Raw genomic sequence first — 25,850 nt, 5'->3', positions numbered from 1 at the left:
ATGCACTGTTCTCGCGTCGTCATCTTGGCCTGAGCACAGCCGAAAGGGAAGCATCCCTATATTCCCCGCCTATCTGTTTCGCGCAGGTCCAGAAGACCCTAATGCTTTGTTTTCTGCCCCTTCACCGCGCGATCCTCGCGAATGCCCGCTGTCGATTCTCGCACCACCAACTCCGGCTCGAACCACACCGCGTCAGGATATGGCTCATCCGGTGATTGAATCCGGTTGACCAGCAGTTGCGCCGCTGTCCAACCCATCTTGTGCAGCGGCTGCCGAATCGTCGTTAGCCTCGGGTTGTAGTACTCAGCAACGATGATGTCGTCGAAGCCGATCACCGAGATATCGCGCGGGCAGCTCAACCCAACATCTTCGATGGCGCGAATCGCGCCGATCGCCGCCGTATCGTTGAAGCAGAAGATGGCGGTAAAGTCGCGTGTACGCGCCAACAGCTCCCGTACCGGCGGATAGCCCAGCTCCGGCGACCACGAGTTCTTCTCCAGATGAATGCAAAGTTCCGGACGAACCGTGATCCCAATCTCCTGCGCAATGCTGACGATCGCCTCCCAGCGGGCCGCCGAATCGCTGACGTACTTCGACCCCTTCATGAATGCGATACGGCGGTGGCCCAGATCATAGAGGTGGCGTAGCGCCATCTTCGCGGCTCGATTGTGATCGAGCACGACATTCGTCAGCCCCGGCGTCTTGCTGTGCGACGAGATGCCTACCACTGGCAGCGGTACCTTGTGCTTCAGCTCGGTGTTCACCATCAGAAAACCGTCGACGGACCGGTTCATCAGCAGTTGCGGATACTCCTCGATCAGGTCGGGCCGTCCCAGATGGCTGACCGTGAAGTAGAGAAAGCCTTCTTGCAAGAGATATTGCTCCACGCCCAGCATGACACCCGTGAAGTATCCTTCGCTGACTTCAGGCACGATCAGGCCAACGGTGTTAGTCACTCGCGTGCGCAACATGCGCGCGTGCAGATTGGGGCGGTACTCAAACTTCTTTGCCGCCGCGTGCACCCGTTCCTTGGTCGCGGCGGAGATCGACTTTGCCACCGGCGAATCATTCAGCACGATGGAGACGGTCGCTGGAGAAAGATCCAGATATTCCGCAAGGATCTTCAGCGTTACCGGCTTGCCGGCTTCGGATATTTTCTTCTTTCCTGTCATGGTTCTCCAGGGATTCTGAGTGCGATGTTGTGCAACCTTTGTACACCTTCTACCGCGATTGCAGCGAGCAATATCGAACCAGGACGCTGCGATGATCGCGTTACTTCCAAAGCGAGACGACGAGACCGGCGGTCACGATCAGGGTTCCGCCCATTACGACGGCAGGTGTCGGGAGAGTTCGGAAGAAGACATAGTTGGTAATCTGAAACACCACAAACAGGGTCGCAATATACATGCCGGTGACGGCGGCAAACTCCACCGGAGCAAGGTTGAGCGAGGTCCCGTAGAGCGTCAGCAGCAGCCCCCCAATCACAAAGAGTCCGGTCCGCATCAGCAGCGAAGGGTTGTGAAGTGCAATCCGCACAATGGCGTCACCCACAGCCTCAAATACAGTCGCAACAAGGACAAACAGAAAAATCTTCATTCACTATCCTTGCACGGCAGAATTTGAAAAATGCCCCCCAAAACCTTACTTCTTCCCGAAAACATCTCCCATCCGCCGAATCTGCGCTCCTACGCCACGCAGCTTCTCCTCCAGCCGTTCGTAGCCGCGGTCCATGTGGTAGACCCGGTCGAGAATAGTCTCGCCGTCCGCCACCAGGGCCGCCAGCACCAGCGAAGCGGAGGCTCGCAGGTCCGAGCACATCACCGCAGCCGACTGCAACGGCGTCTTGCCCTGCACCGTCGCCGTTCGTCCCTGCACCGTGATGTTTGCGCCCATGCGGTTCAGTTCCTGCACGTGCATAAAGCGGTTCTCGAAGATGTTCTCCGTAACGATGGTCGTTCCTTCGGCCTGCGTGGCCAGCGCCATGTACTGCGCCTGCATGTCGGTCGGGAAGCCCGGATACTCTTCGGTCGAGATGTCCGCCGCCTTCAGGTCGCCGCCGCTGCGAACGCGAATATGATCGGTCCCTACGTCGATGCGAACGCCGCACTGCTCCAGCTTGTAAATCAACGCGCTCAGATGGGCAGGCTCGCAACAATCGACGTTCAGGTCGCCCCCGGTAATCGCTCCGGCAATCAGAAACGTACCGGCTTCAATGCGGTCAGGATTGATCCGGTGGCGCGCGCCATGCAGCTTCGCGACACCCTGCACCCGGATCGTGGATGTCCCCGCGCCTTCGATATTGGCTCCCATCGCGATCAGCAGCGCCGCAAGGTCAGTCACCTCCGGCTCTCTCGCGCAGTTCTCAAAGAGGGTCTCGCCCTCGGCAAGCGTCGCCGCCATCAGCAGGTCTTCCGTTCCCGTAACGGTGATCTTGTCGAAGACGATGTGTGCTCCCTTGAGCCTGTCCGTGCGGGCTTCCAGATAGCCATGTTCCTGCGTAATGGTAGCGCCCATCGCCTCCAGGCCTTTAATGTGCAGATCGATAGGACGTCCGCCAATCGCGCAGCCTCCCGGCATGGCAACGCGCGCGACGCCGGTGCGGGCGATCAGCGGCCCCAGCACCAGCGAGCTGGCGCGCATCGTCTTGACGATCTCATATTTGGCCACCGGGTCCGACAGCACAGCGCAGCGAATGTGAGTGCGATGCTGCGCCCGGCCATAGCCCAGCTCGACCTCGGCCCCCATGCTGGCCAGGAGCTTGCGTTCGGTCTCGATATCGCGCACCTGCGGGATATTTTCAAGGATCACTTCATCCTCGGTGAGGATGGCGGCGGCCATGCAGGGAAGGGCGGAGTTCTTCGCTCCGGAGACTTTAATCGTGCCGAGAAGCGGATTTCCGCCGCGTACAACAAACTTGTCCATCCTGCCAGTTTACGGGGCATTCCAGTGGATATGGGTGCCTCGACTGGTACACGCATCGGGAATATGTTGCGCCGAATCACAATGAAACTGCGCAAGTGTCATTGAATCAATACGACATTCGGCTCCTGGAGGATTTCCCCAGCGCCCGTTCAGCGTTACGACTCAACCTTTGGATTCCTCCAACCCCTTCCCTGAAATGCCTCCCCCGGCTTATTGCTGCCTTTCGTGAGCGGTGCTATCCTAACGTAGACACTAAGAGTGGACTAGAAGATCAGGAGTAAAAGACATCTGTGCTGGCATCTGGTAAAAAGACAGACATTATTGCAAAGTTCCGTACACACGACTCAGACACCGGGAGTCCCGAGGTTCAGATCGCGATTCTGAGTGAGCGTATCGGCGAGTTGACGGAGCATTTCAAAACCCACAAGAAGGACCACGGATCGCGCCGCGGGCTTCTCATGCTCGTGAGCAAGCGCCGCGGTCTGCTTGATTACCTCAAGAAGTGCGATGCCGACCGTTACCGTGAAGTCATCGGTAAGTTGGGAATCCGCAAGTAGCGCATTGTCTCCGGAGACACCGTTCAATCCTATGGAAGCATGCACGGCCCGCTCTCGTTCGGCTGCAACTTCTCGTGCAAGGTCATGCATGGCCTTGCCGCTGGAGTCGCTGACGATGAGCGGGTTATGTCATGCGTCGATGGTTGACCGTGCCGGACAAGTATCATTTGTCAAAGATTTTTTACTGTGCAGCTTCCAGGCGGCTCGATAGTCGGCCCCGTGGAGCTGCATTTTCGCGCCCGCAAAAGGATGACGCGATCCAACAAGTTTCTATATAGATAGATAAAACGAGAGAAGAGGGGCAACATGAAGCAGGACGTTACAGTTGAGCTTGCCGGCGGCAAGCAGATTAAATTTGAAACAGGGCGCATGGCCAAGCAGGCCTCCGGCGCAGCGCTTACCTCCAGCGGAGACAACGTCATTCTGGCGACGGCCGTAGCCTCGCCCGACCCCAAAGAAGGCATCGACTTCTTCCCCCTTACGGTCGAGTATCGCGAGTTCACCTACGCAGGTGGCCGCATCCCCGGTGGCTTTATCAAGCGCGAAGGCCGCCCCAGTGAGAAGGAGATCCTGACCAGCCGTCAGATCGACCGTCCTATTCGTCCCCTCTTCCCCGAGGCTTTCCGCAACGAGACGCAGGTAGTTGCATTCGTCTACTCCGCCGACAAGGAAAACGATCCCGACGTGCTCGGCATCAACGGCGCAAGCTGCGCCCTCGCGCTCAGCGACATTCCCTTCCACGGCCCGGTGGGTGCGGTACGCGTCGGCCACATCGATGGACAGTACATCGTCAACCCCACCTACGCGGAGCGCGCCAAGAGCACGCTGAACATCATGGTCGTCGGCACCAAAGACGGCATCGTGATGGTCGAGTCCGGTTCAAAGGAGACCTCGGAGGAGTCGGTCGTCGGCGCCATCGAGTTCGCTCATGTCGAGATCAAGAAGATCTGTGCCGCCATCGAAGACTTGGTCAGCCGCGCAGGCAAGACCAAGCGCCTCGTCACCGCGATCGAGACCGACCACGAATACCTTAATGGCCTGACCGCCAAGGTCGGCGCGAAGTTGAAGGACGCGCTCGACACCCAGAAGCACCCCAAGTTCGAGAGCTACGCGCTGGTCAAGGAGATCAAGGACGAGCTGAAGCGCGATCTTCCCGAAGGCGACGCCGTAGCTGCCAAGAAGCTCAGCAAATACTACGAGCTGCTGCGCGAAAACATCTTCCGCGAGCAGGTTCTCAACGACCGTATCCGTCCCGATCATCGCGCCTTCGACCAGATCCGCGAGGTCACCGTCGAGGTCGGCGTTCTGCCGCGCGTCCATGGCTCCGCCCTCTTCACCCGTGGCGAAACTCAGGCTCTTGTCTCCGCGACCCTCGGCACCACCGATGACGCGCAGCGTATGGAGAGCTATGAAGGCGAGCAGAAGCGCCGCTTCATGCTGCACTACAACTTCCCGCCGTTCTCAGTCGGCGAAGTCGGTCGCATGACCGGCGTCGGCCGCCGCGAGATCGGCCACGGCGCACTTGCCTGGCGTGCGATTGAGGCCGTCCTCCCCGGCGAGGACGAGAGCCCGTACACCCTCCGCGTCGTCTCCGACATTCTGGAATCCAATGGATCATCCAGCATGGCCACCATCTGCGGCGCGTCGCTTGCACTCATGCAGGCTGGCATTCCTATCAAGGGCGCAGTAGCCGGCGTGGCCATGGGCCTCGTCAAAGAGGGTGACAAGTACGCCATCCTCACCGACATCGCAGGTGCGGAAGACCACTACGGCGACATGGACTTCAAGGTAGCCGGCACCCGCAAGGGCATCACCGCGCTCCAGATGGACATCAAGATCATGGGCATCACTCCCCAGATCATGCGCGAGGCGCTCGAGCAGGCTCGCAAGAACCGTCTGAACCTCCTCGATACCATGGACGCGACCATCTCCAGCGCCAAGGAAGAGAAGTCGCAGTTCGCTCCTCGCATTCACACCATCCAGATCCCGACCGACAAGATTCGCGATCTCATCGGACCTGGCGGCAAGGTCATCCGCGGCATCGTCGAGGCCACTGGCGTCAAGATCGATGTGGACGACACTGGTCGCGTCAATGTTGCTTCGAGCGACGCCGACGGCCTGGCCCGTGCCATCCAGATGATCAGCGACATCACCGCAGTGCCCGAGATCGGCAAAACTTATCTCGGCAAGGTGGTTCGTCTGGCAGAGTTCGGCGCATTCGTCGAGATCTTCCCCGGCACCGACGGCCTGCTCCACGTCTCCGAGATCGCAGAGCATCGCGTCAAAGAGGTCAAGGACGAGCTTCGCGAGGGCGACCAGATTCTGGTCAAGGTACTCGCCATCGAAGGCAATCGCATCAAGCTCTCCCGCAAGGCGGTTCTGCGCGAGCAGCGCGCCAAGCTCGGCCTTCCCGAGCCGGGACAGGTCGGCATCGATGGTGCACCCGCAGCTCCCCATGCAACTGCCACAGAAGAGAACGTTGCCGATGCGGAAGATGGCGACGACTTCGAGGACGAGGACGAGTCGGACTCCGATGAGCCCAACTTCAACCGTGCCGATGGAGATGCTCCGGCAACCACTGGCGAAGGAGCAGGCGCTCCTGCCGGACCTGGCGGACAGCGTCGTCCCGGTGGCGGCCGTCGTCGTCGCAGCGGACGCCGTGGCGCACCGGGCGCAGGTGGTTCGGGCGGCGGTGCTCCTCGCACCGGCGGCAACGGGAACCAGTAGTCGTTATCGAAGGATGAGAAGGGCCGCGCAAACTGCGCGGCCCTTCTGCTTTTGCCGCAAGGACTCATGACAAATCCCGAGGAGCTGATTCATGCCGACAGCCCGGCCACAGCAAACGCGATGGAGCATCTGGTTCGTATTTTTTGCGTTGTGCCTTCTGCTGTCGAGTTCATGGCTGCTTCCCGCCGGCACAACCGACGAGTCTCCCATCACACAGCAGGCCTGCTTCTACAGCCTGGTTGGGCTTATAGCTTTGATCCCTGCGTATCGACGTGTGCGGGCTCGATTGCAGTGGCGTGCGTGTTTGCGTGTAGCCGCCGTAAGTATTCTTCTGCTTGGTGTGCCTGCCGTACTGGGAGAGTGGGCACGCAACGGCATATCGGACATCAACCGCGCCGCGCTCTTTGCTCTGGTGCCGTTTGTCGTTGTGATGGTCGCAGCCGCCCGAGAATCCGAGCCCAGTGTTCGACGCTTCTCGATCCCAACGCTGATCGGTTTTGGCGGAGTTTTATTGCTGCTTCCATTCAGCTTTCCCACGTCGCCGCGCGGACAAATCATCTTCGGCGTTCTTCTTGTAGCAATCGCGCTGGTAGGTTTTGCGAGTGAATCGCTGTATCGCCTGCTGCGCGGATTCGGAATGATCGAGGCCTTGGCAGTCGTGGCTCTCTCGAATGCCGTGTTCCTGATTGCCTGCCACCTCGTGAACTTGCCTTCTGCCGAGAGTTGGAGCGGAGTATCGTCGTTGCTCTCGATTCACTCGCTCTACAATTTGGTGGAGTTGCTTTTATTGGTATGGCTGGTGCGCGAGATGTCTCCCGTGCGTCTTGCGGCGCGATATCTGATCGTTCCTCTCTTCACTGTTCTCGAAGGCTTCGCATTTTTGCACCCTCCCTTGACGGTACGGATGGCCGCAGGCCTGGCCCTGCTCATAGCCGGAGCAGCCTACCTGCTGCTTTCAAGGGGTTGGGACTCTGATGCGGTACTCTCGATCCGATAGATTTTCCTCGTGGCGGAGCGGTACACTGCCTTGAATGGCAGCTTCCATGTACATCGTGGTCGAAGGTGAGGACCCAGGCTTCGATACCTTCGTCAATGGCCGTTCGCTGGCACGGCATGAGGACGCCCTTGAAAAGCTCGCACTCAGTCTGGGGGTGCGCCCTTTGATTGAGTACTTCTCCGCGGACGAGAACTCGATGGCCCTTTTGATCGAAGAGGGCGCGGGCGACCAGGAGTTGCTGCGAAAGCTTCCGCCGCCGCAGTGGTATCAACCTGCCGATGGCCTCAAGACAGTGCAGGCGCTTTTGCAGGCCCTGCGCGACGATCCGCAGCAACTAGGCACCGAGGGGAAACAGGTGCTCTCCGAGTTAAGAGAGTACGCAGAGGTGCTTGAGAAGGCTCGTGACCGGGAGATGCGCTGGCATCTGGCAGTGAGCTGGCGCTAGTTCGGCCGATGTTTTGCCGACGTTGCGCAAGTATCCCCCTCCCCCTACTTAAGTCCTAAAGTCTTCCAGACAAATATTTTAAGTCCAATGTAAATCCGACCGAAGTCCAGACCGGGGCCGGACTTCGGTCTGGAGTCAGATCAAATGAAAAAGCCCAGCAATTGCCGGGCTTCTCTTTTTACCTTCTGGTTAATTATATCGGGGCTGTCAACAGGCTGGAACTGTGGTGGTATCGACATGTTATTGCAGTGCGGTAAGATTCCCGGCAGAACAGGAGTCGAAACGTGGGTGATCTCTGGAATGACATAAGGCATTCCTTTCGAATGTTGCTGAAGAATCCCGGATTCACGATTGCTGCCGTTGCCGCCCTCGCGCTGGGTGTCGGAGCCAACACCGCGATCTTTTCGGTGGTCAACGCGGTGCTGCTCAAGCCTCTCACCTACCCCAGCTCCGATCGCATCGTCAGGTTTCTGCTCTCCTCGCCAACTGGCAACTATCCCTTGTCTTCAATTCCTGAGTTTCACCTCTATCAGCAGCAGACCAGCGTATTCAGTGAGGTCGCGGCTTACGATTCCGCCGGGCCCGGCTTCAACCTTACCGGCGGCAGGCCTGAGCAGATTCACGGTATTCACGTTACCGAGGGCTACTTCCGTTTATTCGGTGCTCCGATGACACTCGGACGCACGTTCACACCACAGGAGGATTCGCCGAAGGGCGGAAAGGTGGTCGTACTGAGCTATGGCCTGTGGCAGCGCAGGTTCGGCGGCGATCCAAATATTCTCGGGAAGTCGCTTTCGCTGGGCAACGAACCGTACACCGTTATTGGTGTCATTGGAAAGCAGTTTCTCTCCGATCCGGAAGCGGACATCTGGCTGCCGTTTCAGTTCGAAGCCTTCAGCGATAACATGAACCACTCCTTTCAGGTCGCGGCCCGGCTCCAGCCCGGCATTTCGTTGGTAGAGGCGAACGCGCAAATGAAGCTCGCAGCCGCGCAGTTCCTTCGTGCTTATCCCAAAACAAATCATCTGCCGGGATTTGTTGTTGAGCCGTTGCGTGATTCGATCGTTGGCGACGTGCGCAGATCGCTGCTGATCATGCTGGCCGCGGTCAGTCTGGTGTTGCTGATCGCCTGCGCCAATGTCGCCAATCTGCTACTGGTGCGCGCCACAGGTCGTAAACGCGAGTTCGCTATCCGTTCCGCTCTGGGAGCCGGCAGGGCGCGTATCGTTCGCCAATTACTCACAGAAAGCGTTCTGCTCTCCGTCGCAGGCGGTATTCTGGGCCTGATTCTGGGTTTCGCCGGAGTGCACGCCCTGCTGGCCGCCAGTCCCGCCGGCCTTCCCCGAGTCGGCGAAGGCGGTTCCGCCATCGGTATGGACTGGCGAGTGCTGGGCTTTACGTTCGCTGTTTCACTTGTGACCGGCATTCTCTTTGGGCTCTTCCCCGCTTTTGCCGCTTCCCGCATCGACCTGAATACGATCCTGAAGGAGGGCAGCAACCGCTCCGGAACCGGATTTCGTCAAGGAAAGATGCGCTCGCTGCTGGTCATCAGCGAGGTCTCACTGGCGCTGGTGCTTGTGGTCGGCTCGGTTCTTCTCATCCGCACCTTTCTCGCGTTGCACGACGTCGGTCCCGGCTTCGATTCTCACAACGTTCTCACCATGGAAATGTCGCTCAACGGCCAACGATTCCAGAAGACGGCGGGAGTGGCTCAGCTCGCGCGAGATGGCACAAATAAACTGAATACTATCCCCGGCGTAGAGGCCTCGGCAGCCGCTTACTGGCTGCCTGTTCAGGTTGACGACGCTCTGCCCTTCCGGATCGTTGGGCGGCCGATTGAAAAAAACAAGGCCGGGGGAAGATGGATGAGTATTTCTCCGGGGTACCTGGGCCTGTTCCGAATTCCCATTCTGCGCGGACGGGATTTCAAAGAAACCGATACGACGAATGCTCCTGGTGTCGTGCTCATCAATCAGGCCCTGGCCAGGCAATACTGGCCGGGCGAAAATCCGGTGGGTCGGCAAATCATCATTGGCGTGGGCATGGGGCCGGAGCTGGAAGAACCTGCGCGAGAGATCGTAGGCGTGGTCGCCGACTCGCACAACGCCGGTCTCGGCTCGCCTCCCTCCCCGATGATGATGGTTCCGATAGCGCAGGTCACCGACGGCTACGCAGCAGCCTATTCCGATGTCCAGCCGCTTCTTTGGGTGGTACGAACCCGCGACGATCCCCATCAGTACATTGCTGCTGTCAGTGAGCAGTTACGCTTCGCCAGCGGAGGATTTCCGGTGGCGCATCTACGCACCATGGACGAGGTGATGGGAAGCTCGACGGCCCGTCAGAATTTCGACATGCTGCTGTTCAGCATCTTTGGTGCAGTCGCTCTGGTTCTGGCCGCCGTCGGCATCTATGGACTCATGGCATACTCCGTGCAGCAGCGCAATCAAGAGATGGGAATCCGCATCGCATTGGGTGCGGATCGATCCAGTATTCGCAGGCTTGTGATGTGGCATGGCATGAGATTGACGGTCGCCGGTGCGGTCATCGGCATCGTTGGAGCATTTGGTCTCACGCGTCTCGTTTCCAGCCTGCTGTTCGGCGTCAAATCATGGGATCCGGTGGCGTTCCTCTCTGCACCGCTCATTCTTGTCGCGGTTGCGCTTGTTGCCGTATGGCTGCCCGCCGCTCGTGCCTCCAAGGTCGATCCAATGCAGGCATTGCGCGCGGAATGATTGAGTGCGGTGCATGGACTATAACCTGAAACAAGCCGCGTACCGCGATGGTGATCTAGAACTCAGCTAGTGGCGGGTTTAGGTTGAGGCGACGGTCAGGTCGCCTTGGCCCAGCTTGCGGTGGAAGAGATTAAAGACCAGGCCGTAGAGGCTGTAGGCCAGTTCGGGATCGTAGCGCGGGCCTTCGTCGCGCATAAAGGCGTGGGCTCCGTTGACCTCGTGCCAGCTCAGGCGGGTGCCAAGCTCGTTGAGCCGGGCCAGAACCTTAAGACGGCCTTCGAGTGAGATATGGGGGTCCTGTCTTCCCCAGATCATCATCAGCTCACCTTTGATATCGGCAGCGCGTTCAAGCGAGTCGTTGTTCATGCCTTTACCGAGGCTCCCTGTGTGGATGTCGGTGGCGTAGAAGCATGCGGTGGCGAGGACATCGGGGTTCATGGCGGCGCGGAAGGCGAGGTGTCCGCCGAGGCAGATGCCGAGTGCTCCGATGTGTCCGGTGCAGTCAGGGCGTGACTTGAGGTGGTCGATGGCGGCGCGGGCGTCGGCGTCGTAGCTCTCGATGGTTTTGGTGGTCTTGAGGGCGTTGCCGCGGTCGGAGCCAGCCTGATCGTAGGCGAAGACGGTGCCTGCGGGTTCGAACTCGTGATAGACCTCAGGCATGGCGACGACGTATCCCTGTCCCGCGAGCAGACAGGCGGTCCGATGGATGGGCGCGGTGATCTGGAAGATCTCGGAGTAGAAGACGATGCCGGGATAGCGGCCGGGCGCGGTGGGGCGGACGATGTGGGTGCGCATGGGGCCATTGTGGGTGGGCAGGTCTACGTGTTCGTCGCTGATGATAATCATGTTTTCCTCTAAGCGGATGGGGAAGAACTGTTCCTTATACTTTGTCTTCTTATGCTACCCAAGGCTGAAGCCTTGGTGTACCCAGAAGCGAATACGGTGGAGCAACGGCGTAGCATGGAGAGAGAGTCGGTTGGAGGGTGCTTTGATTGGGTTTCGGCGCTTTGGGGTTCTGGCGGTAGCGGGTCTTGGGTTGTTGGCAACAGGTGCATATGGGCAACAGATCGGCGCGGACAAGCCGATGGGCACGATGGCGCAGCAGACGCCGGACTATTTGAAGGGCGCCGGTTTGGTGGAGCGGTTGAACCAGCCATTACCTCTGGCGACTGCCTTTGTGGACGATGCGGGCAAGCAGGTGACACTGGGGCAGTACTTCCATCAACGTCCGATTGCGCTGGCGCTGGTCTATTTCAAGTGTGGGATGCTGTGTCCTCAGGTGCTGCATGGCATGGCCGCCGGGTTGAAGGGGACCGAGTTGAAGGCGGGGAAGGACTATGACGTTGTGGTGGCGAGCATCGATCCGATGGACACGCCGGCGGATGCTAGTGCCGCGAAGAAGACCTTTCTGGCTGGGATCGGGCAGCCGGGGGCGGGGGATAGCGTTCATTTTTTGACCGGGCAGCAGCCTTCGATTACCGCGCTCGCCGAGGCTACCGGGTTTCACTACGTTCGGGTGCCGGGGCCGGACGGAAAGATGGACCAGTTCGCGCATTCGAGCGTGATTATGTTTGCCACGCCCGAGGGAAAGATGTCGGAGTATCTGGCCGGGATCGATTATCCGACGAGAGATGTTCGGCTGGCGCTGGTGAATGCTTCGCATCTCAAGATTGCGACGGCGAAGGATCTGTTTCTGCTGTACTGCTGCAACTATGTTCCGTCGTCGGGGAAGTACACGGTGGCGGTGCTGCGGATACTGGGGCTGGCGGCTTTGATGACGCTGGTTGGAATTGGGCTGGGATTCTATTTTCTTAGCCGAAAGAAACCGATGTCGGGCGCGGCGGCTTAAGAGGCCGTTCGCGCCTCGATTATGGAGATGTCCATCTCTGCTACGGGAATGAACTGCACTATGGTGAAACCTGACGCTTGAAGCAGGGTGGACCACTCGACTGCGCTGCGCTCTTTGCCTCCGGTGACGGCGAGCATGTTGATATCGCTGAAGAAGCGTCCCTGTAGTTGCGGGTTGGGCTCGGAGATGACGTCGGGCAGGACGAACTCGATGATGAGCAGGCGGGCGTCGCCGTCCATGACATTCCGACAGTTGCGGAGAAGTTCGGCTGCGGCGGTGTCGGTGTAGCCGTGAAGGACATGCTTGAGGATGTAGGTGTCCGCGCCGCGGGGGACCTCGGTGCTCAAATCGGCGGCGATGAGTTTGCATCGGGTAGCGAGATCATTGTTTTGAAAGCGAGGTTTTGCGGCTTCGATGGATTCGGAGCGGTCTACAAGCATGCCTTGAAGTTGAGGGGACGTGGACAGGATAGCTGCGAGGAGTGAACCGCCTCCGCCGCCGAGGTCGGCGATGACCTGGCGGCTAGCGAAGTCCCACTGTTTTGTGATGGGTAAATAGTCCTCTGCTGGGGCTGTCCCCATGACGGCGCGGAAGATGGCGTTGGCGTCGGGTGCGGTGGCCCAGCGCGAGGTGATTCCTTTTTGTTGCATGATCTGCATGGCGGTGTTTCCGGTACGGATGCATTCGGTGAGATGAGACCAGCTATCGGCGAGGAGATCGGACCAGAAGACGACGCTGGCCCAGACGGAGTTCGGCGCGTCTTTGCGGAGCGGCTGGCCGAACGGGGTTAGGGCAAAGCGGCGGGGAACAGATTCGGTTGTGATGCCAAGAACAGCGAGAGCGCGGAGGAGACGATAGAGCGAGGCTGCGTCGGCGTTGCAGGCTTGGGCGACCTCTTCGACGGTGCGCTCATCGTTGCCGAGCGCGTCGGCTATGCCGAGCCTGGCGGCGGCGCATAGGATGCAACTGCGCGAGTAGGACATCGCCATGTCGACCAGTTCGGTGTTCGCGGTGACGTTGCCGATTGCGCTCATGGGATCGCTCCAGAACTTTAAATTTGGCACATTCAGATTAGATGCTGCGAAGGTGATTGCAAATAAAAACGGCCCATCCTTTCGCCTCGATCAAGGCGAAAGGATGGGCCGCGCGGGGTTGAATTAGTTGAGGTCGAGATCGAGGATCTGGATGGAGTAGCGGGGTACGGTGTGGGTGAAGGTGGATGCAGCGTTCGAGATCGTGCTGACGACGGGAACGATGCGCGTGGGGTCGGTGATGGAGTTGGTGGCCTCGGTGGTAGGAGCGCCAAGAGTGGTGACGTGGGCGTTGCTGTGTACCTTTGCGCCGGAGAGATTGATGCTAACGGCCTGCGGCTGCGACGAACCGTTCACCAGCTTCACGATGACGCGGTGATGCTTGGAGTCGACCGTCACCGAATCGAAGAGGCGCGGGTTGGTAGCGTCGAGCTTCGAGTCGAGCACATGGTCGCCGAGGTGCGTGCTGAACATCGCCTGCGCGTAATAGCTGGGCGAACCGTAGCTGTTGAGCGCGTCGTAGCCGATCAGGTCGCTGGGCCACTGCATGCCGCCGGGGTTGACGTTGACGAACAGTGGAGCATAGCTGGCGAGCACGACGATGTCGCTGTTGCGCTCCATGCCCGTCATCCATGCAGCGTCGCCGAGGGCCGCGCCCATGTTGGTGGTGGGTGAGCCTTCACGCGTGGCCCACTCGCCGACCATGACCTTGGGACCATTGCGGTCAGTCTTGTCGTAGTGGTGAACGTCATTGAAGAACTCCTGTGCGGAGCGGTAGAAGTGGTCGTCGACGACATCGGCACGAATGCCGGTGACGGGTGCGGTCGCGATGATCTGGATGTCGGGGTAGGCCGCCTTGATGGCTTTGTAGAACTGGGCGTAACGGCCGCTGTAGCTGCCGGACTTATCGAACCAGTCTTCGTTGCCTACTTCGATGTAGTTGATGTGGAACGGCGCAGGATGGCCGTCTTTGGCGCGGATGGCTCCCCACTTGGTCGAGGTGCTGCCGGTGGCGTATTCGATCTCGTCGAGAGCGTCCTGTACATAGGGCTCGAGGCCGACACCGGCGTCGACGTGCTCCTGTCGCATGGAGTAACCGGCATAGACGGCGAGCAGCGGCTGCATGTGCAGGTCTTCACACCACTCGAAGAATTCAAGCAGGCCGAGTCCATCGGAGGAGTGATAGTTCCACGGACTGGGATGTGTCGGGCGATCGACGAGCGAACCGATGGTCTTCTTCCACTCGTAACGCTCGTTGATGTGATCGCCTTCGAGGTAGTTGCCGCCGGGAAAACGCAGGAAGGCCGGATGCATGGCAGCAAGCTTTTGCATGAGGTCGATGCGATTGCCGTTCGGCGTGTTCTGATAGGTCGGCGGGAAGAGCGAGACCAGCGAGAACCATGCAGTGCCGGGGTGCTCGACCGAGAGAGTGAGATGGTTGGCTGCAGAGGCGGTGACGGCTCCGGTCTTCAACGTGTACTCGTAACGCTTCCACTCGGTGCTGAGAGTAGGAACGGTGGCAGTAGCTTCGGTGGCTCCGGTATCGTTGTTGATGATGCGGATGGTGACGGCACCGATGCTTACGCTGTCGGTCTTGGCGTAGAAGGAGCCGTGATACTGCTCCGACGGCCGGACGGGGATGCCCCAGTAGCCGCTATTGACGATCCCTGCCTCAGATTTAGCGGCGGCTGTGTCGACGGTGAGCTTGAGGCTGAGGGGAAGCGCTTCGCTTGGGCCAGTCGTCTTGTCGATGGCCATGGTGGCGCGGGCGTCGCCGTTCTCGAGAATAGTCCAGTCCGCAGTGCTGGGGCCGCGATTCGATTGGAAGGTGCGGTTGTTGACCAGTTCGGCGTAAAGGCCGCCATCGTAGGAGTAATTAATCTCTTCCGTCATAAGGCCATAGAGGGTGGGGCTGACGGCGGCGATGGGCTTGGCAGTGTCGATGGTCAGCGTGGCGGGCTGCTGGGCCATGACGGCGAGAGGCAGACCGGCAAGGAGGACGGCGGCAAATTTTTCGAGGCGCATGGATAAGTCCTTCGTGAATTAGACGGTGAGATAACGTTTACTTTATGGTGCACAACGATCCTACCCGAAGAATGCGGTTTTTGGCTCCCCAATGCGGGCAGGGCGCTAATTAATTGCGCGGTCGCGTGGGAGGAAGCGGGTGGAGGGAAAACCATTGAAGCGGAGAATGAGGCAGTTGCGGGCCTCCCCGATGTAGAGCGCCGCCTCGCGGAAGATGCTGTATTCGGGCGGCCAATGCGCGGCGTGGGTGCGCCAGTTAATGTAGAGGCTGGGCTGGTCGACGTTCAGCGTGTTGACGATCATCGCCGCCCGAGGAAGATGGCTGGGAGAGCTGATGATCTCGGCGGAGTTCATGCCGTGATCGTGCATGATGGTGGCCGAGTAGTAGATGTTCTGAATGGTGTTCTGCGCCTGTACATCTTCGAGAATCGCCGATGCGGGAACGCCCTGCGAGCGCGCCAGTTGCGCCATCACGTCGGCTTCGATGTACTGATTGTGCGCAGCAGCGCCCGACATGATGAGGTACGGAGCGACTCCGGCCTTGTACTCACGGACCCCTTCGAGGACACGCTCACGCTGTTCCGGCGAGGGCGTGCCGTCTGCATTGGCCGGATAGCCAAGAACAATGAGCGCATCGAAGTGGGTGGCACTCGTGTTGTGCGTCGGGATGGTGAGATAGATGCCCACCGCGAAGAGCACAATGGCGAGGACGATAGCCGAGAGATAGAAGAGGGCCCCGTTGAGAAATCTCACGGAGTAAGGTTATCAGGCTATGGCCTGCAGGATAAGGCCTTCGAGGCCGGCAATCGGTTTAAGCACCTCGTCGCTCAGGTCGTAACGGCCTTGCAGATAGTGGGGATCATTGAAGCTCAACCAGACTTTGCCGCCGGTATCCTGCCAGGCGAGCGCCTTGAGCGGGAGATCGATGGCGGCGAGCGGAGCGGCGATCATGATGGGTGTGCCGCCCTTTGGATTGCCAAAGATGAGCAGTTGCGTGGGCGACATGGTGAGGCCGACCTTCGCCGCTTCGCCACTATGATCGACACGGGCAAAGACGGTGATGTTTTTTGTGTGGAGGATGGCTTCGAGGCGGTCGAGGGTTTCGGGGACGGTGTAGGGGCTGGGGTGGGAGATGAGGCCGTTGGTGGACATTGGTGGGCTCCTTGGCGGAGTGTATCAGGCATGTAATTCAGCGGAATGATGATCTTCGATCATCGCGCGGAGTGCTATAAATGATGGAAATTAAATCCAGACAACGAGAGAAGCGATGAGCGAGAACGTGGCGGGTGCGGGTGTGGTGCAGGTGGAGGAGATTCGGCTGGGCGGGATTGTGCTGCGGTTTTTGATTGATGGGCCTTCGACCGGGGCGGGGATGACGATGTTTGAGATGACGGTAGCGCCGGGGGCAAGAGTGCCTCTGCCACACCAGCATGTGAGTTTCGATGAGGTGGGATATGGGCTGGCGGGTAAGCTGCGAATGACGCTGGATGGGAAGACGATTGACGTGGGGCCGGGAGATACGCTGTTTATTCCGCGTGGGGCGGTGCATGGCTTTGAGAACCCGTTTACGGAGCCGGCGAAGGCGATGGTGGTGATTACTCCGGGGATATTCGGTGCGCAGTATTTCAGGGAGATTGGGCAGTTGCTTGCCGGGGGTGCGCCACCGAATCCGAAGGCGCTTGCCGAGGTGATGCTGAGGCATGGGTTGGTGCCGGTGAAGCCAGCTTAGGTTTTCTTGGGGCTTGGCCGGTGGGTGTTCATGCATCCCTTTGAATGGGTGTGGTGGCATTAAATAGTGGCGAAAAGGGCAAGAGGCGGATTGCCCAAGTATCTCAATATGTTATTTGTTTTGTTAGGTTTTGATTGTATGCTCGTCCATTATGACAGTTGAGCGCTTCTTAGAAGTTCTGAATCTTATTGAGACTGTTGAGGAGAATTACGACACTCAACGGACCTTGGAAAGTATTGCCTCCAACCTTACGGCTTTGGTTAATTCTCCAGGGCAACCCACACAACAAACTGCATTAGCTGCAGGGCTCACAAGACTCAATCAGGCAGTCGCTGAACTTGATCAGCATCTTAATCCAGCCGATATTGAGGCTATTTCGAAAATGGGCGGTAAAAGTTTTTTTGATCGTGATCTAGCCCAAGAGGTTTCTGATTCCGTTTCGCGCAACGCAATGACGCCTTCTGTAGCACGCGAGTTTGTTCAAGAATTATCGAACAATAGAAAAGAATTTCTCGACAATGTTCATGCGGCGACAATCAGTTTAAAAAATTTAGACGTAACTCCAACTAATCTTGCACCGGGTACTGCGGATGTTTCCTTTCTTATACCTAGAGAATTATTTGATAACGAACTGGATTCTTTCTCGAAAGAATTGAGATTCATTAGTAAGTTATTTGCTGACTATAGTGAAGCCATTACCGGTAGTAGAGAACAAGTCAAACTAGAGGGATTGTCATCTTCGGTGCCGACAATAGTTCTAGTTGCCGCATTGCCAGTGCTTTCGAAGGTCGCTGATGTAACGAATAAGTTTCTGGATGCTTGGAAGAAGGTGGAAGAAATCAGAGAAGTTCGTGCTCGGGTAGAGGCCTTAGGCGTCAAAGGTGCTGCTTACGACGAATTCACTAAGAAAATTACGGAAACGATTGATGGAGTCGTTGACCAAGCCGTAAAGAGTACGATCGAAAATTACGAAGGGGAAAAGACAAGAAAGCATGAACTAACAACTGCTTTAAGGCAAGGTACGAAGCGTCTATTTGGACAAATTGAGCTAGGCCTCACCGTGAGGTTCCGGGCTTCCATCGACGAAGAAGAATCAACCGAAGAACAAAAAGAATTAGAAAGCCTCTCTGAACTGGGAAAATCCATGGAATTCCCAGAACCATCAAAATCACCCTTACTTTTATCTCATGGACAGTTAATTGATGATGAGGTTAATGGTGAGTCTGTGCAACCAACTAAAACGGTACCTTCCAAAGCGGGTGCTACGAAGAAATCGGTTAAGTAAGGTGTTGGTATTAGTCGGCTAGCTGAATAAGAACTCCTTGGTACGAAGCTCCTTTACTGTGTCGCGCAGCTTGGCGGCTTTTTCGAATTCGAATTTTTTGGCGGCTTCGCGCATGTCGGATTCCAGTTTGCCGATGTAGGTGTCCAGCTCCTGCTGGGTGGAGAAGTCGGGCATGCCTTCGGCGTCGTCGGTGAGGTCGGCGTAGTCGGCTTTGAGGATTCCGGCGAGACCCATTTCGAGCGGTCGGATAATGCTTTCCGGGGTGATGCCGTGTTCTTCGTTGTAGGCGACCTGCTTTTCGCGGCGGCGGTCGGTCTCGTTGATGGCGCGCTGCATGGAGTCGGTCATCTTATCCGCATAAAGAATGGCCCGGCCTTCGAGATGGCGGGCGGCGCGGCCGATGGTCTGGATGAGGGAACCCTGGGAGCGGAGGAAGCCTTCTTTGTCGGCATCCAGAATTGCTACCAACGAAACCTCCGGAAGATCGAGGCCTTCGCGGAGAAGGTTGATGCCGATGAGGACGTCGTACTCACCTTTGCGTAGGTCGCGGAGAAGCTTGATGCGTTCGAGGGTTTCGATCTCGGAGTGCATGTAGCGGCAGCGGACGCCGACTTCGGTGTAGTAGCTGGCGAGGTCTTCGGACATGCGCTTGGTGAGAGTAGTGACCAGCACACGCTGATTTTTTGCGGTGCGGTCGCGGATCTCGGCGAGCAGATCGTCGATCTGTCCTTTGACGGGGCGGATCTCGACGGGCGGGTCGATGAGACCGGTGGGGCGGATGATCTGCTCGACGACGACTCCGGCAGCCTTTGTCAGCTCGTAGGGGCCGGGGGTGGCGGAGACGTAGATGATCTGGCCGGTGCGGGACTCGAACTCCTCGAATTTAAGGGGGCGGTTGTCGAGGGCGGAGGGCAGGCGGAAGCCGTAGTCGATAAGGTTCTGCTTGCGGCTGCGGTCGCCGTGCCACATGCCGTGGAGTTGAGGGACGGTGACGTGGGACTCGTCGATAAAGATGAGGAAGTCGCGCGGGAAGTAGTCGAGCAGCGTTGGCGGCGGTTCGCCGGGAAGACGGCCGGACATGTGGCGGGAGTAGTTCTCGATGCCGTGGCAGTAGCCTACGGATTTAATCATCTCGAGGTCGAAGCGGGTGCGCTGGTGGATGCGTTGCGACTCGACCAGGCGGCCTTCTTTTTCGAGTTGTGCTTCCCACTCGAAGAGTTCTTCGAGGATGGATTCAGAGGCGGCCTTTTTGCGTTCAGGCTGCACGACGTAGTGAGACTTTGGGTAGATGGGCAGACGCGAATATTTCTGGCGAACACTGCCGAAGAGGGGATCGATCTGAGAGAGTGAGTCGATCTCGTCGCCGAAGAGTTCGATGCGGTAGGCGTTTTCGTCGTAGGTGGGGTAGACCTCGATGATGTCGCCACGGACTCGGAATGTCCCGCGGCGGAAGTCGACGTCGTTGCGCTCGTAGAGGATTTCGACCAGACGACGCGTGATGTCTTCACGCTTGATCTTCTGGCCTTTTTCGAGCAGCAGCAACATGCCATAGTAGGCTTCGGGCGAACCCAGGCCGTAGATGCAGGAGACGGAGCTGACAATGATGCAGTCGCGGCGTTCGAAGAGGGAGCGCGTGGCGGAGAGGCGAAGCTTGTCCAGCTCTTCGTTGATCGTGGCTTCTTTTTCGATGAAGAGGTCGCCTGCGGGAATGTAGGCCTCGGGCTGGTAGTAGTCGTAGTACGAGACGAAGTATTCGACGGCGTTGTTGGGGAAGAAGGTCTTGAACTCGTGGTAAAGCTGGGCGGCGAGCGTCTTGTTATGCGCGAGGATGAGGGCGGGACGGTTGGACTCGGAGATGACCTTGGCCATGGTGAAGGTTTTGCCGGAGCCGGTGACGCCGAGCAGGACCTGGTCTTTCTCTCCGGCGTTGAGACCGCTCACTAATTCTTCAATGGCGCGGGGCTGATCGCCCTGTGGCTTATAGGTGGTGGAGAGCTGGAAGTCCATCTTTGTAGGATATAAGAACATAGGCAGAAAACAGGAGAGGTTGGCAATGAGTGAGGCAACGCAGCTTTGGCTGATCCGGCATGGCGAGACGGAGTGGAGTTTGAACCGGAAACACACCAGCCGGACGGATGTTGGGCTGACCGAGCATGGCCGGCAGCGTGCACTGGAGTTGCGTAACTATCTTGCAGGGACGGAGTTTACGGCTGTGTTCAGTAGCCCTATGAAACGGGCGCTTGAGACTTGCGCGATTGCCGGGTTTGGAGAAGTTGCCAAGGTAGATGAGGGGCTCATGGAGTGGGACTATGGCGTCCACGAGGGGCGGACGACCGAGGAGATTCGGGCGGAGACGCCGGGGTGGTCGGTGTGGAAGGATGAGATTGCTGGGGGCGAGACGGCGGAAGAGGTTGGCGTGCGGGCGGATGGCGTGATCGCACGCGCTTTGGCTGCTGGGGGTGGGCGGGTGGCTTTGTTCGCTCATGCCCATATTTTGCGGGTACTTGCGGCACGCTGGGTCGGGTTGGAGGCGCGGGATGGAAGGCTGTTTGTGCTGGGAACGGGCAGCGTGAGCGTGTTGGGATGGGAGCGGGAGACGAGGGTGATCGAGGCATGGAACCGGGGATTCGAGGGGTAGGCTCGGTGAAGAAAGATACTATGTAACCCCCAAGAGTGGTTTTTACTGGTTACATTGCGACAGCATGTAACTGCTTCAAGGCGTTTAGTCAGGTTACATTTTAATGAGATTGGATGTGCTCGGGGCGGACGCCCATGCCTATGAATCGGGCCATGAACCGGCGGAAGCGGGGGTGAGGTGATAAGAGCCGGAGGAGCAGGGGCGGTTTGATCGCTTCAGGGTGGCCCAGGGTGCGAACCAGAAAACGGTGGACTATGACCTGAAACGCCTGGGTGATGCGGGTGGGTAGTTCGCGGCGGCTCTGGATGTGAGCGAGGGTAAGCTCGGTGACGATGCTGGTTTTGAGCGCGGGCGCGAGAATGCGTGCAGCGGCGACGGCGTCCTGAATGGCGAGGTTGATGCCGATGCCGCCAACGGGAGACATGGCGTGGGCGGCATCGCCGATGCATAAGAGGCCGGGGCTGTACCAGCGGGTGAGGCGGTTGACCTGAATGGAGAGAAGCTTGAGCTGGTCCCAACCGGTGATCTCGTGGACGCGATCACTTAAGAATGGGACGAGGCGCACGAGGGAGTCGCGGAAGGCGTCGAGGCCTGCGGGCTGGACGCGGGTGACGAAGGTATCTTTGGCGATGATGTAGCCGCACTGATAGTAGTCGCCGCGGTTGATGAGGATGAGGAAGTTGCCGAAGTTGATGTTGCCGAGAGCGTTTTCCGGCTCGCCTTCGTGGCGACTGAGGCGAAACCAGAGAATGTCGATGGGCGTACCGGTTTCGTGAAGCGGAAGATGGCCGGAGGCACGGGTGATGGCGTGGCGGCCATCGCAGCCTACGACGAGAGAGGCGCGAATCTCGACCGGACCTGACGGGGTGTTGGCGCGAACGCCGACGACTCGGTTTTTAGCTTCGATGAGGCTGGTCGCTTCGTGCTCCATCAGGAGATGGAAGTTGGGCAGCTTCGCGGCCTGCGCGGAGAGGAAGTTGAGGAAGTCCCACTGCGGCATGAGCGCGATGAACTTCGCATGAGTGGGGAGGTGGGAGAAGTCGCTGATGGGAAGCGTCTGGCCGCCGATGGCCATGGCAAGCTCAGTGAGCTGCTGGTGGGGGAGCGCGAGGAATTCTTCGAGCAGGCCTAGTTCGTAGAGTAGTTGGAGCGTGGAGGGGTGGATGGTGTCGCCGCGGAAGTCGCGGAAGAAGTCCTTGTGTTTTTCGAGGACGGCGACATCGATTCCGGCGCGGGCGAGGAGGAAGCCGAGCATGATTCCGGCGGGGCCTCCGCCGACGATGCAGCAGGTGGTGGTTAGGGACGTGCTCAGAGGGGCGGCCATGGTGCGGCAAGGGTAGCAAGGGGTTGGTGGGGAGTCAAAAAGAAATGCGTGGATATGGAAAATTTGTACAGCACGGACGAAGCACTAAGGCAGGGTTATCAAAAGGCATCACAACTTCCCCTCAAGTGTGAGGACATCATTTCATCATTTGCTGCTTAAATCGCACGAACATGACGAGAACGGCGTTTATCGTTACTTGCAGCGTTGCAATACCATGCGGGAAGGAGACTCTGTGAAAAAGTTCCGTTTTGTGATCTTGGCCCTAGTCGCCACTGCAGGGGCAATAGGCAATGCCCAAACCCTACGCGTCAAATTATTGAATGGAAGTAGTGGGAAGCTTATTGCGAATACATATGTCAATGTCTGGGTTGGCGATCAACGAAAGGAAGCTATCCCTATTCCCATCGACGGCAGTGGGAATGCCGTCCTAAGGTTGACAGGTGGTGCGGCAGGTGGAGGTGTGCAAGCGGAGTCGGCTCACTGGCCCACTTTTCCTTACGCTCCAGAGATTAAGATTCAGGCAGGTTTCGTCCTTTGCCAAGTTAAGCAACAGAAGTACTCGTGGCTGCATATCACGCCATACTCGACCGAAGATTGGGTTCGCACCGGCATTGTGACCGCAAATACCTGCGGCAAAGCGGTAGCGAAGCCTGAACCAGGGATACTCACAATCTTTGTGAGGCCCTTAAGCTTTTGGGAAAAGCTGAGTGAATAGCTCGAACAGGTAAGTCGGCGGGTGGCTCTGCGAGTCAGCCCTGACAAGCAAGGGTGGGATGCCGGTCAGTGAAGACCCGGTTCCAGTCCGATGTGATCATTGACGGCGTTTCGGAGCCGCTGCTTGCACCCAAGATAACGTTCGGTGGTTTGGACCGACATATGGCCTAGGAGGAACTGGATTTGTTCCAGCTCGCCTCCAGCTTGATGACAAAGCCCGGGCACAAGTTCGACGGGGTTGGGCAAGGCTGATTTAAAACAGGCAATGACTACGACGAAATACAGGGGTGTCTCCACTGCGCTGCGCTCCGGTCGAGATGACGTGGGTTTAGGGTGATGTGACGGCTAGCTGTTAGCTCTTAGCTTTTAGCTGAACAAGGGCGATGCATGGCGCATGGGTGGTTGATGAGTTCAGTCTTATTTAGCTAAGAGCCGCATTGCTTGATGCCAAGGATGGTGAGCCAGTCGGAGGGAGTGTTTGCGAGGTCGTCGGGTGGCGTGGTGACGAGCGATTGCGGGGCGAGGCCGAAGGTGCAGCCGATGGATTGGGCTCCGGCGTTGCGGGCGGTGAGGATGTCTACGTGGGAGTCGCCGACCATGATGGTTTGGGCGGGAGTGATGGTTTGGCCTGCGATGGCGGAGGCTTCGGCGATGAGGGTTTCGAGGCCGTGGGGATCGGGCTTTTTGGTGTGAAAGCTGTTGCCGCCGTAGTTCTGGAAGAAAAAGCGCGAGAGGCCGAAGTGAGCGCAGATGTCGCGGGAAGGGTTGACGGGCTTGTTGGTGAGGACGGCCATGAGGGTTTCGGGCCAGGCGGCGCGGATGGCTTCGAGCGCCGAGAGGACGCCGGGGTAGACGTAAGTGAAGTCCAGCTTGTGGATGCGGTAGTAGTCGAGAAAATAGGTCAGGACTTCGGCGACGTATTCTTCGTCGTGGAGATCGCCTTCGGGGTCGCCGAGGGCGCGGCGGACGAGCATGGAGGCTCCGTCGCCGATGTAGCCGGCGATGACGGCATCGGGAAGCGGCGGCTTGTTGAAGTGAGCAAGCGCGGCGTTGATGGAGTTGCAGAGATCGACGCTGGAGTCGATGAGGGTGCCGTCGAGATCGAAGACAATGAGGCGGGGGCGGGAGAGGGGGGACATTTCTTAACGATAATCGACGAAGCTGGAGTAAGCTCGGTGCGAACGCAAGGAGGCAGTGCGATGAGCGAGCTGGAAGGAAGTGCATGGACACGGCGGCGGTTTATGACGGCAGTGGCGGCAACCGGCGTTGCCGGGAGCGCAATGATGCATGGGGTCGCGGCTGAGGCGCAGAATCCGGTTGGCGCGGAAGAGGCGATCAAGGAGCTGATGGCGGGCAACGCGAGATTTGTCTCGGGCAAGCTGACTTCGTTTGATCTTGATCTGAAGATCTTGAAGGCGGGGACGGTAGAGAAGCAGGAACCGTTTGCGGCGGTGCTGTCGTGCGCGGATTCGCGGGTTCCGGTGGAGCTGGTCTTTGATCAGAGCATCGGACATCTGTTCGTGGCGCGGGTTGCGGGAAATATGCTGACTCCCGAGATCATCGGCAGCCTAGAGTATGGCGTGGCGGTGCTTGGGATCAAGGCGATTATGGTGCTGGGACATGCGAAGTGCGGCGCGGTGAGCGCGGCGATGAAGGGGCAGGAGGTTCCGGGGCAGATCAGCGCGCTGTATCAGCATATGATGCCTGCGATTAAAGACATTCATAGCGATGTTGCGGCAGCGGTGAAGGCGAATGCGCTGTTTCAGGCGCAACTGCTGCGCGAGAGCTCGACCGTGATTGCAAAGGCGATGACGGATGATGGCGTGAAGGTCGTAGCCGGATACTACGACCTTGCCACAGGGAAGGTGCTGCCGCTTTAGAGAGGTTATCCTCCAGATGTAGTTTTGGTGATTCGAGCAAAACGCAGATTCCCTTCGGGAATGACAAACGAAAAGGAAGCCACACTTGTTCTCTTCGGGCATGACAAACAAAGGAAGCTTCGTCTAGTTGATGCTGATATCGCCTGATCCCGTGTTGGCTCGAACGGTTGGGCCGCCGCCGTTGACGGTGCCGTTGACGTGATGGGTGTTGATCTCTCCTTGCATCGCGATGGCCTGAGCCGTGTGAATGGAGCCTGAACCGGTGCCTGCGTTGAGGGTGAAACGCGCAGAGGAGCCGAGGTTGAGACGGATGGAGCCGGAGCCCGTGTCGAGCTTCCAGTCGGAGGTGGGTTGGCCACCGGCTTCGATGTCTCCTGAGCCCGTGCCTGCTTTGAGGCCGCCAGAGATGCCGCTGAGCTGAATGGAGCCGGAGCCGGTCTGGGCGCGGACGTCGCCGGCTGCGGTCTGCTGAAGATAGATATCTCCTGAACCGCTCTGCAGGTCGGCGGGACCGTGGATGCCTTCGGCGTGGACGGTGCCTGAGCCGGATTCTGCTTTGAGCGTGGAGCCTGCGTCTCGAATGTCGAGATCTCCGGAGCCACTACCGGCTCGGATGCTGGAGGCTCGGGGAAGAGTGACATCGTAGTCGATGCCGATGTTGCGGTAGAGATCGCGAGACTGGGTGTCGCCGATGGTGATGGTGTTGCCGTTCTGGGTGATGGGTGGGTTGTCCACAATCTGCTGGACGCGCGAATCGCCGTCCTTGCTGAACCATGAGTTGCTGGGGCGAACATGGCCGATGACGTGCACCTGGCTATCGGAGCCGGGACGAACATGAATATAGCCGGAGCCGGTGGAGATGGAGACGCTGGGCGCAGCGTTGACGTTGAGGGTGCGGTCGAAGTCTTTGCCTGCGGCGAAGGCGGCAGAGGCTGCAAGCGTGAGAATGACGGCGGTGAGGGCGCGGACTTTCATGGAGGCTCCTTGAGTGCGAG

General features: G+C 58.5%; 23 protein-coding genes. 11 read left to right on the top strand and 12 right to left on the bottom strand.

Annotated features, from left to right (window positions below; genetic code table 11):
* Window positions 1–98: 98 nt before the first annotated feature.
* From GSQ81_RS10945 to murA, 3 genes are all read right to left on the bottom strand, one after another.
* Entirely contained in the window at window positions 99–1,172 is a 1,074-nt protein-coding gene (locus GSQ81_RS10945) for a LacI family DNA-binding transcriptional regulator (protein WP_158910784.1), read from the bottom strand.
* A 100-nt stretch (window positions 1,173–1,272) separates the two neighbouring features.
* Entirely contained in the window at window positions 1,273–1,596 is a 324-nt protein-coding gene (locus GSQ81_RS10940) for a hypothetical protein (protein ID WP_158910783.1), read from the bottom strand.
* Between the two features lie 45 nt (window positions 1,597–1,641).
* Complete coding sequence (gene murA, locus GSQ81_RS10935; RefSeq protein WP_158910782.1) at window positions 1,642–2,922, bottom strand: UDP-N-acetylglucosamine 1-carboxyvinyltransferase; 1,281 nt, start codon at window positions 2,920–2,922, stop codon at window positions 1,642–1,644.
* 290 nt (window positions 2,923–3,212) lie between these two features.
* Between murA and rpsO the strand changes: the two genes are divergently transcribed.
* From rpsO to GSQ81_RS10910, 5 genes are all read left to right on the top strand, one after another.
* The gene (gene rpsO / locus GSQ81_RS10930; protein WP_158910781.1) at window positions 3,213–3,479 is read left to right on the top strand and encodes a 30S ribosomal protein S15; all 267 of its coding nucleotides are present in this window, start codon (window positions 3,213–3,215) and stop codon (window positions 3,477–3,479) included.
* Between the two features lie 306 nt (window positions 3,480–3,785).
* On the top strand, window positions 3,786–6,206 hold the full coding sequence (gene pnp / locus GSQ81_RS10925; protein ID WP_158910780.1) for a polyribonucleotide nucleotidyltransferase: 2,421 nt from the start codon (window positions 3,786–3,788) through the stop codon (window positions 6,204–6,206).
* 91 nt (window positions 6,207–6,297) lie between these two features.
* Window positions 6,298–7,203 (top strand): DMT family transporter, encoded by a 906-nt coding sequence (locus GSQ81_RS10920; RefSeq protein WP_158910779.1) that lies wholly within the window; start codon window positions 6,298–6,300, stop codon window positions 7,201–7,203.
* 34 nt (window positions 7,204–7,237) lie between these two features.
* A complete protein-coding gene (locus GSQ81_RS10915; protein ID WP_158910778.1) occupies window positions 7,238–7,648 on the top strand; it encodes a hypothetical protein in 411 nt (136 codons plus the stop codon).
* A gap of 284 nt (window positions 7,649–7,932) precedes the next feature.
* Window positions 7,933–10,380, top strand: a complete 2,448-nt coding sequence (locus tag GSQ81_RS10910) for an ABC transporter permease (protein ID WP_256369665.1) — start codon at window positions 7,933–7,935, stop codon at window positions 10,378–10,380.
* A gap of 78 nt (window positions 10,381–10,458) precedes the next feature.
* Here the strand turns inward: GSQ81_RS10910 and GSQ81_RS10905 are convergent, their stop codons facing one another.
* On the bottom strand, window positions 10,459–11,226 hold the full coding sequence (locus GSQ81_RS10905) for a dienelactone hydrolase family protein (RefSeq protein ID WP_158910776.1): 768 nt from the start codon (window positions 11,224–11,226) through the stop codon (window positions 10,459–10,461).
* Window positions 11,227–11,368: 142 nt separating this feature from the next.
* Between GSQ81_RS10905 and GSQ81_RS10900 the strand changes: the two genes are divergently transcribed.
* A complete protein-coding gene (locus GSQ81_RS10900; protein ID WP_158910775.1) occupies window positions 11,369–12,229 on the top strand; it encodes an SCO family protein in 861 nt (286 codons plus the stop codon).
* Here GSQ81_RS10900 and GSQ81_RS10895 read toward each other — a convergent pair.
* From GSQ81_RS10895 to GSQ81_RS10880, 4 genes are all read right to left on the bottom strand, one after another.
* Window positions 12,226–13,263, bottom strand: a complete 1,038-nt coding sequence (locus GSQ81_RS10895) for a methyltransferase (protein WP_158910774.1) — start codon at window positions 13,261–13,263, stop codon at window positions 12,226–12,228. The two genes, GSQ81_RS10900 and GSQ81_RS10895, sit on opposite strands and share 4 nt — an antisense overlap.
* A gap of 123 nt (window positions 13,264–13,386) precedes the next feature.
* Window positions 13,387–15,285, bottom strand: a complete 1,899-nt coding sequence (locus GSQ81_RS10890; RefSeq protein WP_158910773.1) for an alpha-L-arabinofuranosidase C-terminal domain-containing protein — start codon at window positions 15,283–15,285, stop codon at window positions 13,387–13,389.
* A gap of 105 nt (window positions 15,286–15,390) precedes the next feature.
* Window positions 15,391–16,038 (bottom strand): YdcF family protein, encoded by a 648-nt coding sequence (locus tag GSQ81_RS10885; protein ID WP_254060121.1) that lies wholly within the window; start codon window positions 16,036–16,038, stop codon window positions 15,391–15,393.
* 12 nt (window positions 16,039–16,050) lie between these two features.
* Window positions 16,051–16,437, bottom strand: coding sequence for a DUF302 domain-containing protein (locus GSQ81_RS10880; RefSeq protein WP_158910772.1), 387 nt, complete (start codon window positions 16,435–16,437; stop codon window positions 16,051–16,053).
* A gap of 115 nt (window positions 16,438–16,552) precedes the next feature.
* On the opposite strand from GSQ81_RS10880, the gene GSQ81_RS10875 reads away from it, so the two are divergent.
* Together GSQ81_RS10875 and GSQ81_RS10870 are read left to right on the top strand one after the other, a co-directional pair.
* On the top strand, window positions 16,553–17,014 hold the full coding sequence (locus GSQ81_RS10875) for a cupin domain-containing protein (RefSeq protein ID WP_158910771.1): 462 nt from the start codon (window positions 16,553–16,555) through the stop codon (window positions 17,012–17,014).
* A 151-nt stretch (window positions 17,015–17,165) separates the two neighbouring features.
* A complete protein-coding gene (locus GSQ81_RS10870; RefSeq protein ID WP_158910770.1) occupies window positions 17,166–18,299 on the top strand; it encodes a hypothetical protein in 1,134 nt (377 codons plus the stop codon).
* A gap of 18 nt (window positions 18,300–18,317) precedes the next feature.
* Here the strand turns inward: GSQ81_RS10870 and uvrB are convergent, their stop codons facing one another.
* Window positions 18,318–20,306, bottom strand: coding sequence for an excinuclease ABC subunit UvrB (gene uvrB / locus GSQ81_RS10865; protein WP_158912178.1), 1,989 nt, complete (start codon window positions 20,304–20,306; stop codon window positions 18,318–18,320).
* A 46-nt stretch (window positions 20,307–20,352) separates the two neighbouring features.
* Here uvrB and GSQ81_RS10860 point away from each other — a divergent pair, with 46 nt between their 5' ends.
* Window positions 20,353–20,937, top strand: coding sequence for a histidine phosphatase family protein (locus GSQ81_RS10860; RefSeq protein ID WP_158910769.1), 585 nt, complete (start codon window positions 20,353–20,355; stop codon window positions 20,935–20,937).
* A 100-nt stretch (window positions 20,938–21,037) separates the two neighbouring features.
* On the opposite strand, the gene GSQ81_RS10855 is transcribed toward GSQ81_RS10860, so the two are convergent.
* Window positions 21,038–22,261 (bottom strand): FAD-dependent oxidoreductase, encoded by a 1,224-nt coding sequence (locus tag GSQ81_RS10855; protein WP_158910768.1) that lies wholly within the window; start codon window positions 22,259–22,261, stop codon window positions 21,038–21,040.
* Window positions 22,262–22,493: 232 nt separating this feature from the next.
* On the opposite strand from GSQ81_RS10855, the gene GSQ81_RS10850 reads away from it, so the two are divergent.
* Window positions 22,494–22,976: a hypothetical protein gene (locus tag GSQ81_RS10850; RefSeq protein WP_158910767.1), complete on the top strand. Its 483-nt coding sequence runs from the start codon at window positions 22,494–22,496 to the stop codon at window positions 22,974–22,976.
* Window positions 22,977–23,400: 424 nt separating this feature from the next.
* On the opposite strand, the gene GSQ81_RS10845 is transcribed toward GSQ81_RS10850, so the two are convergent.
* A complete protein-coding gene (locus tag GSQ81_RS10845; RefSeq protein ID WP_158910766.1) occupies window positions 23,401–24,114 on the bottom strand; it encodes an HAD family hydrolase in 714 nt (237 codons plus the stop codon).
* Between the two features lie 60 nt (window positions 24,115–24,174).
* Here GSQ81_RS10845 and GSQ81_RS10840 point away from each other — a divergent pair, with 60 nt between their 5' ends.
* On the top strand, window positions 24,175–24,855 hold the full coding sequence (locus GSQ81_RS10840) for a carbonic anhydrase (protein WP_158910765.1): 681 nt from the start codon (window positions 24,175–24,177) through the stop codon (window positions 24,853–24,855).
* A gap of 123 nt (window positions 24,856–24,978) precedes the next feature.
* Here the strand turns inward: GSQ81_RS10840 and GSQ81_RS10835 are convergent, their stop codons facing one another.
* Window positions 24,979–25,830: a DUF4097 family beta strand repeat-containing protein gene (locus GSQ81_RS10835; protein WP_158910764.1), complete on the bottom strand. Its 852-nt coding sequence runs from the start codon at window positions 25,828–25,830 to the stop codon at window positions 24,979–24,981.
* Between the last annotated feature and the right edge of the window lie 20 nt (window positions 25,831–25,850).

The organism is Granulicella sp. L56 (genome assembly GCF_009765835.1).
Taxonomy (GTDB): domain Bacteria; phylum Acidobacteriota; class Terriglobia; order Terriglobales; family Acidobacteriaceae; genus Edaphobacter.
This window is presented reverse-complemented; position numbering and strand designations above follow the sequence as displayed.

Excerpts from the sequence above, each read along its gene's own strand:
- GSQ81_RS10945 (WP_158910784.1), bottom strand. The coding sequence starts at position 1,172 with ATGACAGGAAAGAAGAAAATATCCGAAGCCGGCAAGCCGGTAACGCTG.
- GSQ81_RS10940 (WP_158910783.1), bottom strand. The coding sequence starts at position 1,596 with ATGAAGATTTTTCTGTTTGTCCTTGTTGCGACTGTATTTGAGGCTGTG.
- murA (WP_158910782.1), bottom strand. The coding sequence starts at position 2,922 with ATGGACAAGTTTGTTGTACGCGGCGGAAATCCGCTTCTCGGCACGATT.
- pnp (WP_158910780.1), top strand. The coding sequence starts at position 3,786 with ATGAAGCAGGACGTTACAGTTGAGCTTGCCGGCGGCAAGCAGATTAAA.
- GSQ81_RS10920 (WP_158910779.1), top strand. The coding sequence starts at position 6,298 with ATGCCGACAGCCCGGCCACAGCAAACGCGATGGAGCATCTGGTTCGTA.
- GSQ81_RS10915 (WP_158910778.1), top strand. The coding sequence starts at position 7,238 with ATGGCAGCTTCCATGTACATCGTGGTCGAAGGTGAGGACCCAGGCTTC.
- GSQ81_RS10905 (WP_158910776.1), bottom strand. The coding sequence starts at position 11,226 with ATGATTATCATCAGCGACGAACACGTAGACCTGCCCACCCACAATGGC.
- GSQ81_RS10895 (WP_158910774.1), bottom strand. The coding sequence starts at position 13,263 with ATGAGCGCAATCGGCAACGTCACCGCGAACACCGAACTGGTCGACATG.
- GSQ81_RS10890 (WP_158910773.1), bottom strand. The coding sequence starts at position 15,285 with ATGCGCCTCGAAAAATTTGCCGCCGTCCTCCTTGCCGGTCTGCCTCTC.
- GSQ81_RS10880 (WP_158910772.1), bottom strand. The coding sequence starts at position 16,437 with ATGTCCACCAACGGCCTCATCTCCCACCCCAGCCCCTACACCGTCCCC.
- GSQ81_RS10875 (WP_158910771.1), top strand. The coding sequence starts at position 16,553 with ATGAGCGAGAACGTGGCGGGTGCGGGTGTGGTGCAGGTGGAGGAGATT.
- GSQ81_RS10870 (WP_158910770.1), top strand. The coding sequence starts at position 17,166 with ATGACAGTTGAGCGCTTCTTAGAAGTTCTGAATCTTATTGAGACTGTT.
- uvrB (WP_158912178.1), bottom strand. The coding sequence starts at position 20,306 with ATGGACTTCCAGCTCTCCACCACCTATAAGCCACAGGGCGATCAGCCC.
- GSQ81_RS10860 (WP_158910769.1), top strand. The coding sequence starts at position 20,353 with ATGAGTGAGGCAACGCAGCTTTGGCTGATCCGGCATGGCGAGACGGAG.
- GSQ81_RS10855 (WP_158910768.1), bottom strand. The coding sequence starts at position 22,261 with ATGGCCGCCCCTCTGAGCACGTCCCTAACCACCACCTGCTGCATCGTC.
- GSQ81_RS10845 (WP_158910766.1), bottom strand. The coding sequence starts at position 24,114 with ATGTCCCCCCTCTCCCGCCCCCGCCTCATTGTCTTCGATCTCGACGGC.
- GSQ81_RS10840 (WP_158910765.1), top strand. The coding sequence starts at position 24,175 with ATGAGCGAGCTGGAAGGAAGTGCATGGACACGGCGGCGGTTTATGACG.
- GSQ81_RS10835 (WP_158910764.1), bottom strand. The coding sequence starts at position 25,830 with ATGAAAGTCCGCGCCCTCACCGCCGTCATTCTCACGCTTGCAGCCTCT.